We start from the raw sequence: 12283 nt of genomic DNA, 5'->3' as shown, positions 1-12283 counted from the left end.
CCTCATTCGGCGCCGCGTGATGCCGCGCCGTCAAAATTAACCGTGTTTCTGCTTCGCGAAGATGACGCGCGCCAGAATGTTCAGCAACAGTACGCAAAGGGTAATAATCAGCACGCCGGCCCAGGCCAGTTGCTGCCACTCCGCGAACGGGCTCATCGCAAATTTAAAGATGGTGACCGGCAGGTTGGCGATGGGCTGCATCATGTCCGTGCTCCAGAACTGGTTGGAGAGCGCGGTGAACAGCAGCGGCGCGGTTTCACCCGCAATACGCGCAATTGCCAGCAGGATACCGGTCATGATCCCCGAGACCGACGCTTTCAGCGTGATCGCCGAAATCATTTTCCATTTCGGTGTGCCGAGTGCGTAAGCCGCTTCGCGCAGGCTGTCCGGCACCAGTTTCAGCATGTTCTCGGTGGTACGAATAACGATAGGCACCTGCAGCAGCGCCAGCGCAATCACGCCCGCCCAGCCGGAGAAGTGCTCCATCTGCGCAACCACAATGGTGTAAACGAACAGACCGACAACGATAGACGGCGCAGAGAGCAGGATGTCGTTAATGAAACGAATCACTTCCGCGACCCAGGATTTACGGCCATATTCCGCCAGATAAATCCCCGCCATGATGCCGAGCGGCGTACCGACTGCGGTAGCCCACAGGATCAGCAACCCGCTGCCCGCCAGGGCGTTCGCCAGGCCACCGCCCGCCGTATTCGGCGGCGGCGTCATTTCGGTGAACAGGGCAATCGACATCCCGTCGATGCCGCGCGTAATGGTAGAAAACAGGATCCACACCAGCCAGAACAGGCCAAACGCCATCGTTGCCATCGACAGCGTCAGCGCCAGACGGTTCTTCATGCGGCGGCGCGCCTGCATTTTGCGGCGAGATTCAGCCAGTTCAGCGGTGGATTGCATTTCGAGAGTCGTCATTAGCGTGCCCCCTCACTTTTTGCGAGGCGCATGATCATCAGCTTGGAGATCGCCAGAACAATAAAGGTGATAACAAAGAGAATCAGGCCCAGCTCCATCAGTGCGGCCACGTGCAGCCCAGATTCCGCTTCGGCGAACTCATTCGCCAGCGCAGAGGTGATGCTGTTGCCCGGCATGTAGAGCGAAACGCTATCGAGCTGGTAGGTGTTACCGATGATAAAGGTCACGGCCATGGTTTCCCCCAGCGCGCGCCCGAGGCCCAGCATGATGCCGCCAATAACACCATTTTTGGTGAACGGCAGGACGATACGCCAGATCACTTCCCAGGTGGTGCAACCGATCCCGTAGGCCGACTCTTTCATCATCACCGGGGTTTGTTCGAAGACATCGCGCATGACCGCCGCAATGTACGGAATAATCATGATGGCGAGAATTACGCCTGCCGCCAGAATACCAATCCCGAAAGCCGGACCTGAGAACAGCGCGCCCACAAATGGAATGTTGGAGAGGATATTCCCCACCGGCTCCTGGAAGTAGGTCGCGAACAGCGGCGCAAAGATGAACAGGCCCCACATGCCGTAAACGATACTCGGGATCGCCGCCAGCAGTTCAATCGCGATACCCAGCGGACGTCGCAGCCAGCCAGGCGCCAGCTCCGTCAGGAACAGGGCGATACCGAAGCTCACCGGAACGGCAATCAGCAGGGCGATAAACGAGGTCACGAGTGTGCCGTAAATCGGCACCAGCGCACCGTAGATATCGTTTGGCGCGTCCCACTCTTTGGTCCACAGGAAGGAGAAACCGAATTTCTGGATGCTCGGCCAGGAGGAGAAAATCAGGGACACGATAATGCCGCCCAGCAGCAATAGCACAATCAGCGCAGCCAGTCGGACCAGCGCGCTGAAAATCTTGTCACCATGTTTCCCCGGAGGGCTAAAAGCAGGCTTGGTTGCAGCCATAAATCACTCTTCTGTTAAATACGTTTTACGAATAAGGGCGGGTGAAATCACCCGCCATTTTCGTCAGAATGCTGAATCAGTACAATGCTTTACCGCTGCTATCTTTTACGTTGGTTTTCCATGCAGCACGAATCTGCTCAACCACGCTGTCTGGCAGGCTGGCGTAATCCAGGTCATTAGCCTGTTTGCCGCCGTTTTTGTACGCCCAGTCGAAGAACTTCAGCACTTCGGCGCCCTGCTCAGGTTTCTTCTGATCTTTGTGGATCAGGATGAAAGTGGTAGAGGTAATTGGCCACGCCTCATCACCTTTCTGGTTAGTCAGGTCCTGCGCGAAGGATTTGCTCCAGTCTGCGCCTTTGGCAGCGTTCGCAAAGTTCTCTTCAGTCGGGCTAACCGGTTTGCCGTCGGCAGAGATGAGCTTGGTGTAAGCCAGGTTATTCTGCTTAGCATAAGCGTACTCTACGTAGCCGATTGAGCCAGGCAGACGCTGTACGAACGCGGCGATACCGTCGTTACCTTTGCCGCCCAGACCCGTCGGCCAGTTCACGGTAGAGCCAGAACCGACTTTGGATTTCCACTCTTCGTTCACTTTCGCCAGGTAGCTGGTGAAGACGAAGGAGGTGCCGGAACCGTCAGCGCGACGAACCACAGCGATGTTCTGCGATGGCAGTTTTACACCTGGGTTCAGTTTGGTGATGGCTTCGTCATCCCATTTTTTGATTTTGCCGAGATAGATATCGCCTAGCGTTTTGCCATCCAGCACCAGTTCGCCAGATTTCAGGCCAGGGATATTCACGGCCAGCACAACACCACCGATCACGGTCGGGAACTGGAACAGACCTTCCTGAGCCAGTTTGTCATCAGACAGCGGAGCGTCTGATGCGCCGAAATCAACGGTATTCGCCGTAATTTGTTTAACGCCACCGGAGGAGCCGATACCCTGATAGTTAACCTTGTTGCCGGTTTCTTTCTGGTAAGTATCAGCCCATTTGGCATACACCGGCGCAGGGAATGTTGCACCAGCGCCAGTCAGGCTTGCTTCTGCGAATACAGAGAAAGCGCTCAGAGATAAGGTCGCGGCGACAACAGTTGCGACAGTGGTACGCATAACTTTCATAATGTCTCCTGCAAGATTTCGTAAATCATTGTTTGAGTGGCTACGATGAGCAAAATAGGACAAACAGGTGACAGATAAATGTACGAATTATGACAGTTTTATGACACTGAAAGTTTGACTTAAAATTTCACAAAATTAGACTTAATAATCATCGCGTTAGCTACTTATGTGACAGTGGGATTTCAGAAAAATTTTCTTTCTGTGACACAGTAATATGTAGCTGAAGATGACAGATTGTCATAAATAAAAAAATAAGAATGGATGAAAAACGAACCGGGAAGGGATAAAAAAGCTCCACCCGAAGGTGGAGCCTGAAGGGATTATTCTACGGTGACGGACTTCGCCAGGTTACGCGGCTGGTCAACGTCGGTGCCTTTGATCAGCGCGACGTGATACGCCAGCAGCTGCAGCGGAACGGTGTAGAAGATCGGGGCAATGACCTCTTCCACATGCGGCATCTCAATGATGTGCATGTTGTCGTTGCTGACGAACCCGGCATCCTGATCGGCGAAGACGTAAAGCTGGCCGCCACGGGCACGCACTTCTTCGATGTTCGATTTCAGTTTTTCCAGCAGTTCGTTGTTAGGTGCAACGACGATGACCGGCATGTCTGCGTCAATCAGCGCCAGCGGGCCGTGTTTCAGCTCGCCTGCGGCGTAGGCTTCCGCATGAATGTAAGAGATCTCTTTCAGCTTCAGCGCGCCTTCCAGCGCGATAGGGTACTGATCGCCACGACCGAGGAATAGCGCGTGGTGTTTGTCAGAGAAATCTTCCGCCAGCGCTTCGATGCGTTTGTCCTGGGACAGCATCTGCTCGATACGGCTCGGCAGCGTCTGCAGCCCGTGAACGATATCGTGCTCGATAGACGCATCCTGGCCTTTCAGACGCGCCAGTTTCGCCACCAGCATCAACAGCACGGTCAGCTGGGTGGTGAACGCTTTGGTCGATGCCACGCCGATTTCGGTGCCGGCTTTGGTCATCAGCGCCAGATCCGATTCACGTACCAGAGAAGAACCCGGCACGTTACAGATCGCCAGCGAACCGAGATAACCCAGCTCTTTCGACAGACGCAGTGCTGCCAGGGTATCCGCCGTTTCACCGGACTGGGAAAGGGTGATCATCAGGCTGTTACGGCGCACCGCTGATTTGCGGTAGCGGAATTCCGAGGCGATTTCAACATCGCACGGTACGCCCGCCAGCGCTTCAAACCAGTAGCGCGACACCATCCCCGAGTTGTAAGAGGTGCCGCAGGCCACAATCTGAATATGCTCGACGTTGGCCAGCATTTCGTTGGCGTTAGCGCCCAGCTCGCTGAGATCCACCTCGCCGTGGCTGATACGCCCGGTCAGGGTGTTCTTGATCGCGTTCGGCTGCTCGTAGATCTCTTTCTGCATGTAGTGACGATACGCGCCTTTGTCGCCCGCGTCGTACTGCAGGTTGGATTCAATCTCCTGACGCTTCACCTGTGCGCCGGATTTATCAAAGACCGTCACACTGCGACGGGTCACTTCCGCGATATCGCCCTCTTCCAGGAAGATAAAGCGACGGGTCACCGGCAGCAGCGCCAGCTGATCGGAAGCAATGAAGTTTTCGCCCATCCCCATGCCGATCACCATCGGGCTACCGGAACGTGCCGCCAGCAGGGTGCTCGGATCACGGGAATCCATAATCACTGTACCGTACGCACCGCGCAGCTGAGGAATGGCGCGCAGCACTGCTTCACGCAGCGTACCGCCCTGTTCCAGCTCCCAGTGAACCAGATGAGCGATAACTTCGGTGTCAGTTTCAGAGACAAAAGTGTAGCCACGCGCTTTCAACTCTTCGCGCAGCGGTTCGTGGTTTTCGATAATGCCGTTATGCACCACCACAATGTGTTCAGACACATGCGGGTGGGCGTTACCTTCAGACGGTTCACCGTGCGTTGCCCAGCGGGTGTGCGCGATGCCTGTTCCGCCGTGCAGCGGCGTTTCTTCCGCGGCTTGCGCCAGCATTTGCACTTTACCGAGACGGCGCAGGCGGGTCATGTGACCTTCTGCATCAACCACTGCCAGACCGGCAGAGTCATAGCCACGGTATTCCAGACGGCGTAAACCTTCGAGAAGGATTTCAGCAATATCACGCTGCGCAACTGCGCCAACAATTCCACACATAGTTAGATTTCCTGATAATGGCGATTTGCCATGCGTTGTCGCTGACCTGTATTACTCTTCGTCTTTTACGCTGTGACTGTATTGGCGGGCATGTTTTCCGCCGGGTCACAACGCAAAATCCTTTGAGTAATGCCCGTTAGGGCGCCCCGAGCCTTGTAGAGAGTGGGGTTATATTTATAGGTACTGCCTTTGGGCGGGGGATTATGTTATCCCCTCATCCCCTGTCCACCGGCAATGCCGACAGACAAATTCGTCGGGCGAGTAAGCGAAGTGCCACCCGCCCTGGTTTTACTTTTTCTTCACCGGACGCTGCCAGCCTTGCTTGTGAACCTGCGGTACGCGGCTGAGCACCAGCTCATTGTCCGCCACATCGCGCGTCACGGTCGTTCCGGCGGCGATGGTCACACCGTTACCGACGGTGACCGGAGCCACCAGCTGCGTATCGGAGCCGACAAACACATCGTTACCGATAATGGTTTTAAACTTGTTCGCGCCATCGTAGTTACAGGTGATGGTACCCGCACCGATATTGACGTTATCGCCAATTTCCGCGTCGCCCAGATAGGTCAGATGACCGGCTTTGGAGCCTTTACCCAAGCGCGCTTTTTTCATCTCGACGAAGTTACCGACGTGAGCGCCTTCCAGCAGCTCAGCGCCAGGACGCAGACGCGCGAACGGGCCGATAGTGCAAGCCGCTTCCAGATGCGCATCTTCCACCACGCTATACGGGCTGATTTCGCAGTCATCGCCAATCACGCTATTTTTGATCACGCAGCCGGTACCGATTTTGACGCGATTCCCCAGCGTGACCTGACCTTCAATAATAACGTTAGTGTCGATTTCCACATCACGCCCGTGAATCAACGCCCCGCGCAGATCAAAACGCGCCGGATCGCGCAGCATGACACCTGCCAGCAGCAGCTTTTCAGCCTGCTCAGCCTGGTAAACGCGCTCAAGACGGGAGAGCTGCAGACGGTTGTTCACGCCCTCAACTTCGCTCAGGCGATCGGGATGAACCGCCACGATCTCGTTACCTTCCTGGTGCGCCAGGGCAATGATATCGGTGATGTAGTATTCACCCTGGGCATTGTTGTTGTTCAGTTTAGCCAGCCAGCGCTTCATGTCTGCGCCGTTGGCGATCAGGATTCCGGTATTGATTTCCTGAATCTGACGCTGTTCGTCAGAGGCATCTTTGTGCTCAACGATACCGGTCACTTTGCCGTTTTCACGCGTGATACGACCATAGCCTGTCGGGTCGTCCAGTTTAACGGTCAGTAAACCGATGCCGCCCTGCGGTTTGGCTTCACGCAGGCGAGTCAGGGTTTCCACCGCGATCAGCGGGACATCACCGTAGAGCATCAGAATGTCTTCGTCATCGGCAAAGAACGGCGCGGCCTGCTGCATCGCATGGCCCGTTCCAAGCTGTTCTGCCTGAAGTACCCAATTGAGTTTGTCATCGCGCAGCGTTTGCTTAAGCAGATCGCCGCCGTGGCCGTACACCAGATGCACTTTGCTGGCGCCTAATTCGCTTGCGGCATCAATGACATGCTGCACCATTGGCTTTCCTGCCAGGGTGTGAAGCACCTTAGGAAGATCGGAATACATGCGGGTACCTTTGCCTGCGGCAAGGATGACCACGCTCATCGTATTGTTCAACATACGCGTCCTGACTGTAATTTGAGTGAGAAGTAAAACCCTTTGACGTTGAAAATTCTACATATTTTGCGCCATAAAATGGACTGCTGGTAAAACGCTCAACATCGGCTGCTTATCGCTATTTGAGGATAGATTTAAGGCCAGAGTAAATCACTTTTTCTCTGGAAAATAGCTTTCTTGCGGCAAGTCGTAAGCGTTCACAACAGGTTAGCTATTTTTTCGCCTCAAGAATAAAGATCGATCTAAAGCAAAACAGCGTTTTAATTATTCAATATTGTGACATCTAAAAAAGAAACACTGTTTCATCTTGATGATAATGGCGCTCAATTATCAATCAGGAGAATAAAATGAATTATAAAATACCTCTGGCCCTAATGATGTGTAGCTCCTTTGCTGTCTCGGCTGCTGAGCAGCACGTCTGGAAAGCCATTGCCTTTGGGCAGTCTACGGATCTGAATTTTTCCTCGAACGTCCTGCCGGAAAAAATCGGCGTCAACGATGTCACCATTGATGGCAAAAAACTTACGCCGCAGGACACTGCGGATCTCACGAAACCCGTCACCCTTGAAAGCCGGGGCGGTAAGATCGCCAACTCTCACGATGGATTAACTTTTTTCTATACCGAACTGCCCACCAGCGACAATTTCGAGCTGCAGGCTACCGTTCGGGTTGAGCAGTTTGGGCCGGAGAATGGCGCAAAACCCGCCGCGCAGGAGGGGGCTGGCCTGCTGGTGCGTGATGTGATCGGTGTGCCGCGCCAGCAGCCGCTCAAGGAGGGCTATGAAGAGTTTCCTGCCGCCTCCAACCTGGTGATGAACGCCATCATGACGCAGGATAAAAAGGACAATGTGCGGGTAAAAATGCAGGCGATCACCCGCGAGGGGATTTCTCAACCCTGGGGCAATGCGGGTGCAGGAATCAAAAAGCAAAGCTACAAAGAGGAGATCGACCTGAGCCAGACGCCGGAATTCCGTCTGAAACTGCAACGAACCAACGACGGATTTATTACAGCCTGGTCGCCCGTCGGCAGCGATGTCTGGGTGAGCCAAAGCGTGCCACGCGCGGACCTTATTTCAGTGCAGAAAAGGGACCATTATTACGTCGGCTTCTTCGCCTCACGTAATGCAAAAATAACGGTGTCAGATGCCTCTCTCACGACTTCAGCAGCAGAAACGGTCACCTCAAAACCCTGGCAGGCAAAAGCGCTGCCGGTGGTGGTGCAGCTGAATTCCGCAGCGAAAAGCACATCTGAGAAGTATCGGGTCCAGGCCCGGGCGAATAGCGACGGCGTGTTCAGCGTGCGTCAGAACGAAGTGGTGATCGGTAATGATAAAGCGGTTAAAGCCGGCGAGATGTACTCCCTGCCGACCACGCTGACAGAGACCAATGCCTTTAACCTGAGCTTTACGCCTGCGCAGGGTGATACGGTCCATCAGCAGTTCACTGTCGAAAAGGTCGATGGATTTACGGCAACGACACTCTACGCCGCACCTGACGGCACGGCCAACGGAAAGGGAACGATCGCCTCGCCGCTGGATTTGGCGAGTGCAATTAACCTGCTCGCACCGGGCGGTACTCTTATCCTGAAAGCCGGAGAGTATCCGCGCAGCGATATCCCACTGGCCGCCAGCGGTCATGCCGAACAGCGTAAAACGTTGCAGGCAGAAGGCAAAGCCGTGATCCATGGTCTGCTGGTGGACGCCAGCTACTGGAACATTAAAGGCGTCGATATTACGGACAAAAGTCTGCGCATCCAGGGCAGCCATAACCTGATTGAAAATGTGACTGCATACCGTAACGACGATACGGGCATTCAGATATCGTCCCCGGATAACGTGGGCCGACCGCTGTGGGCAAGCGATAACCGGGTGATCAACTCTGAGTCTTACGCCAACGTTGATCCCGGCAAAATCAATGCTGATGGGTTTGCGGTGAAGATGCGCGTGGGTGAGGGTAATCGTCTGGAGAACTGCTATTCCCACGACAATATCGACGATGGCTTTGACCTGTTTAATAAGATAGAAGACGGCGCAAATGGGGTTGTGGTGATCGAGAACTCTATCGCCCGCAATAACACCAGCAACGGCTTTAAACTGGGGGGAGAGGGGCAGCCGGTGGCGCATGAAGTGCGTAACAGCAAGGCGGAAGGGAATCAGCTGGACGGGTTTACCGACAACTTCAATCCCGGGAAACTGGTGGTGACGAACAATGTGGCGGTGGACAATCAGCGATTTAACTTTATCTTCCGTCCGAGTCCGTATGGAGATGCCTCAACGCAGGGTATTTTCAGCAGGAACAAATCCGTGCGGACAAAACCGGGCCGCTATGACGATGCCGTGGTCGGCAATATTGATGAGACGAATTATTTTATCGCGGACGGGAAAAGCGTGAATAACAGCGGGGAAGTGCTGCCAGATGGCGCTTCGCTTATCACACAACGGTAAGCGTGGCGCCACTCGGCATACAGCAGATTACAGATTGAACGTACCGAAAGAGACGTTCATATTGCTGAAAAGAGCGATGACTTTATTGATCAGTTTCATGTTGGTATCCCAATGTTGTTGGCGTTAATTATGTGACACACATCACAAAAAGAAGTCTACTCCTCAACATTTAACCGATCAATATTTTTGTGATGAAAATCACAAAAAATTAAAACACCTTTTCAGTTCCATAAAATCTGAAACGCAGCCATAAAAAAAGCCAGTCTGAAACCAGACTGGCTTTTGTGCTTTTCAAGCCGGTGTTACATCGCTTTTTTGGTCAACTCGATAACGCGCAGTTTCGCGATCGCTTTGGCCAGCTCAGCTGAGGCCTGTGCGTAATCCACGTCGCCGTGAGAGCTCTTAATGTGCTCTTCCGCTTTACGCTTCGCTTCCAGAGCTCGCGCTTCGTCGAGATCCTGGCCACGAATAGCGGTATCAGCAAGAACGGTCACACTGCCAGGCTGCACTTCAATCATGCCGCCGGACAGATAGATAAACTCTTCGTGACCGAACTGTTTCACGATGCGGATCATACCAGGCTTAATGGCGGTGAGCAGCGGTGCGTGCCCTGGGAAAATACCCAGTTCACCTTCACTACCCGTTACCTGGATTTTTTCGACCAGACCAGAGAACAGCTGTTGCTCTGCGCTGACGACGTCCAGGTGGTAAGTCATTGCCATATCACCCTCCGATTAAGGCGTTAAAGTTTTTTGGCTTTTTCCACGGCTTCGTCGATGGAACCAACCATGTAGAACGCCTGCTCTGGCAGGTGATCGTATTCGCCTTCCATGATGCCTTTAAAGCCACGGATGGTGTCTTTCAGGGAAACGTATTTACCCGGGGAACCGGTGAATACTTCCGCAACGAAGAACGGCTGGGACAGGAAGCGCTGAATCTTACGCGCGCGAGCTACCACCAGTTTGTCTTCTTCAGACAGCTCATCCATACCCAGGATGGCGATGATGTCTTTCAGTTCCTGGTAACGCTGCAGCAGGGACTGTACGCCACGCGCGGTGTCGTAGTGTTCCTGACCAACAACCAGTGGATCCAGCTGACGGCTGGTGGAGTCCAGCGGGTCAACGGCTGGGTAGATACCCAGAGACGCGATCTGACGGCTCAGTACCACGGTTGCATCTAAGTGAGCAAAGGTGGTGGCTGGTGATGGGTCAGTCAAGTCATCCGCAGGTACGTATACCGCCTGTACGGAGGTGATAGAACCGGTTTTGGTTGAAGTGATACGTTCCTGCAGAACGCCCATCTCTTCCGCCAGAGTCGGCTGATAACCTACCGCTGAAGGCATACGACCCAGCAGTGCAGATACTTCAGTACCGGCCAGGGTGTAACGGTAGATGTTATCGACGAACAGCAGTACGTCACGACCTTCGTCACGGAACTTCTCAGCCATAGTCAGGCCGGTCAGTGCCACACGCAGACGGTTTCCTGGTGGCTCGTTCATCTGGCCGTAAACCAGGGATACTTTATCCAGAACGTTGGAATCGGTCATTTCGTGGTAGAAGTCGTTACCCTCACGAGTACGCTCACCCACGCCTGCAAACACGGAGTAACCGGAGTGCTCGATCGCGATGTTACGGATCAGCTCCATCATGTTTACGGTTTTACCTACACCCGCACCACCGAACAGACCGACTTTACCGCCCTTAGCAAACGGACACATCAGGTCGATAACTTTGATGCCGGTTTCCAGCAGTTCCTGAGAGCTTGACAGCTCTTCGTAGGAAGGTGCTGCACGGTGGATTGCCCAACGGTCTTCTTCACCGATGTCGCCTTTCATATCGATCGGCTGACCCAGCACGTTCATGATACGACCCAGCGTTGCTTTACCAACCGGGACTTCGATCGGGTGCTCGAGGTCTTTTACTTCCAGACCACGACGCAGACCGTCGGAAGAACCCATGGCGATGGTACGCACGATACCACCACCGAGCTGCTGCTGAACTTCCAGCACCAGGCTCTCATTACCATTCATAACCTCAAGAGCATCGTACACGCGCGGTACGGCATCCTGAGGGAATTCGACGTCAACCACGGCGCCGATTACCTGGACAATTTTTCCAGTAGCCATCTTGAATCCTCTACGAATTAACCTGGTTATACCGCGGATGCACCACCGACGATTTCGGTGAGTTCCTGAGTAATGCTGGCCTGACGAGCTTTGTTGTATACCAACTGCAGCTCTTTAATCAGGCTGCCGCCATTGTCGGTCGCGGCTTTCATCGCCACCATACGTGCGGCCTGCTCGCTGGCCAGGTTTTCTACCACGCCCTGATAAACCTGAGATTCAACGTAACGACGCAGCAGGGTATCCAGCAGCGGTTTCGGATCAGGTTCATACAGATAATCCCAGGCTTTATGTTTTAACTCTTCATCTTCTGATGCCGGCAATGGCAGCAGCTGAGTGAGTGTCGGAACCTGAGACATGGTATTAATAAATTTGTTGCTGACAACGTACAGCCTGTCCAGACGGCCTTCATCATAGGCCTGCAACATCACTTTAACCGGGCCGATCAGTTCGGACAGGGACGGGTTATCACCCATGCCGGTCACCTGAGCGACAATATTGCCACCCACTGAATTAAAGAAAGAAACGCCCTTAGAGCCGATCATCGCGATATCGCTCTGAACGCCTTTATCAGACCAGACTTTCATATCCGCTAGCAGCTTTTTGAACAGGTTAATGTTCAAGCCACCGCACAGACCACGGTCGGTAGACACCACCAGGTAGCCCACGCGTTTAACGTCGCGTTCTTCCAGGTAAGGATGCTTATATTCCAGATTACCGTTCGCAAGGTGACCAATCACTTTGCGCATGGTATCTGCATAAGGACGGCTGGCCGCCATGCGATCCTGCGATTTACGCATTTTGGAAGCGGCGACCATTTCCATCGCTTTAGTGATCTTCTGCGTGTTCTGGACGCTTGCGATCTTACTACGTATCTCTTTTGCGCCGGCCATGAGCTTCTCCTCAAT

The 12283-nt window shown here is 53.8% G+C and carries 9 protein-coding genes; 1 reads left to right on the top strand and 8 read right to left on the bottom strand.

From position 1 onward, the window contains the following. Positions 1-36: 36 nt before the first annotated feature. The 5 genes from pstA to glmU form a co-directional block, all read right to left on the bottom strand. Positions 37-927: a phosphate ABC transporter permease PstA gene (gene pstA / locus ABIE11_RS16080; protein ID WP_100778289.1), complete on the bottom strand. Its 891-nt coding sequence runs from the start codon at positions 925-927 to the stop codon at positions 37-39. After that, on the bottom strand, positions 927-1886 hold the full coding sequence (gene pstC, locus ABIE11_RS16075; RefSeq protein WP_100778290.1) for a phosphate ABC transporter permease PstC: 960 nt from the start codon (positions 1884-1886) through the stop codon (positions 927-929). The genes pstA and pstC overlap by 1 nt, the downstream gene beginning before the upstream one ends. Positions 1887-1962: 76 nt before the next feature. Next, complete coding sequence (pstS, locus tag ABIE11_RS16070; protein ID WP_102105125.1) at positions 1963-3003, bottom strand: phosphate ABC transporter substrate-binding protein PstS; 1041 nt, start codon at positions 3001-3003, stop codon at positions 1963-1965. 320 nt (positions 3004-3323) lie between these two features. After that, positions 3324-5153 (bottom strand): glutamine--fructose-6-phosphate transaminase (isomerizing), encoded by a 1830-nt coding sequence (glmS, locus tag ABIE11_RS16065; RefSeq protein ID WP_100778292.1) that lies wholly within the window; start codon positions 5151-5153, stop codon positions 3324-3326. Positions 5154-5441: 288 nt separating this feature from the next. Next, complete coding sequence (gene glmU / locus ABIE11_RS16060) at positions 5442-6812, bottom strand: bifunctional UDP-N-acetylglucosamine diphosphorylase/glucosamine-1-phosphate N-acetyltransferase GlmU (RefSeq protein WP_107702581.1); 1371 nt, start codon at positions 6810-6812, stop codon at positions 5442-5444. Between the two features lie 344 nt (positions 6813-7156). Here glmU and ABIE11_RS16055 point away from each other — a divergent pair, with 344 nt between their 5' ends. Then, positions 7157-9253, top strand: a complete 2097-nt coding sequence (locus tag ABIE11_RS16055) for a right-handed parallel beta-helix repeat-containing protein (RefSeq protein ID WP_429184870.1) — start codon at positions 7157-7159, stop codon at positions 9251-9253. Positions 9254-9555: 302 nt separating this feature from the next. On the opposite strand, the gene ABIE11_RS16050 is transcribed toward ABIE11_RS16055, so the two are convergent. From ABIE11_RS16050 to atpG, 3 genes are read right to left on the bottom strand one after another with little or no spacing between them, the layout of a single operon-like run. Beyond that, the gene (locus ABIE11_RS16050; protein WP_100778295.1) at positions 9556-9975 is read right to left on the bottom strand and encodes a F0F1 ATP synthase subunit epsilon; all 420 of its coding nucleotides are present in this window, start codon (positions 9973-9975) and stop codon (positions 9556-9558) included. Positions 9976-9995: 20 nt separating this feature from the next. After that, positions 9996-11378 carry a F0F1 ATP synthase subunit beta gene (atpD, locus tag ABIE11_RS16045; protein WP_100778296.1) on the bottom strand — a complete coding sequence of 461 codons (1383 nt, stop codon included), beginning with the start codon at positions 11376-11378 and terminating at the stop codon, positions 9996-9998. A 26-nt stretch (positions 11379-11404) separates the two neighbouring features. Further along, positions 11405-12268 carry a F0F1 ATP synthase subunit gamma gene (atpG, locus tag ABIE11_RS16040; protein ID WP_100778297.1) on the bottom strand — a complete coding sequence of 288 codons (864 nt, stop codon included), beginning with the start codon at positions 12266-12268 and terminating at the stop codon, positions 11405-11407. Positions 12269-12283: the final 15 nt, after the last annotated feature.

Origin of the sequence: Lelliottia sp. 489, assembly GCF_050435885.1 — a bacterium.
Lineage (GTDB): Bacteria > Pseudomonadota > Gammaproteobacteria > Enterobacterales > Enterobacteriaceae > Enterobacter > Enterobacter nimipressuralis.
This window is presented reverse-complemented; position numbering and strand designations above follow the sequence as displayed.

Bases quoted from the DNA above. Each gene is read 5' to 3' on its own strand.
- pstA (WP_100778289.1), bottom strand. From the start codon at position 927: ATGACGACTCTCGAAATGCAATCCACCGCTGAACTGGCTGAATCTCGC.
- pstC (WP_100778290.1), bottom strand. From the start codon at position 1,886: ATGGCTGCAACCAAGCCTGCTTTTAGCCCTCCGGGGAAACATGGTGAC.
- pstS (WP_102105125.1), bottom strand. From the start codon at position 3,003: ATGAAAGTTATGCGTACCACTGTCGCAACTGTTGTCGCCGCGACCTTA.
- glmS (WP_100778292.1), bottom strand. From the start codon at position 5,153: ATGTGTGGAATTGTTGGCGCAGTTGCGCAGCGTGATATTGCTGAAATC.
- glmU (WP_107702581.1), bottom strand. From the start codon at position 6,812: ATGTTGAACAATACGATGAGCGTGGTCATCCTTGCCGCAGGCAAAGGT.
- ABIE11_RS16055 (WP_429184870.1), top strand. From the start codon at position 7,157: ATGAATTATAAAATACCTCTGGCCCTAATGATGTGTAGCTCCTTTGCT.
- ABIE11_RS16050 (WP_100778295.1), bottom strand. From the start codon at position 9,975: ATGGCAATGACTTACCACCTGGACGTCGTCAGCGCAGAGCAACAGCTG.
- atpD (WP_100778296.1), bottom strand. From the start codon at position 11,378: ATGGCTACTGGAAAAATTGTCCAGGTAATCGGCGCCGTGGTTGACGTC.
- atpG (WP_100778297.1), bottom strand. From the start codon at position 12,268: ATGGCCGGCGCAAAAGAGATACGTAGTAAGATCGCAAGCGTCCAGAAC.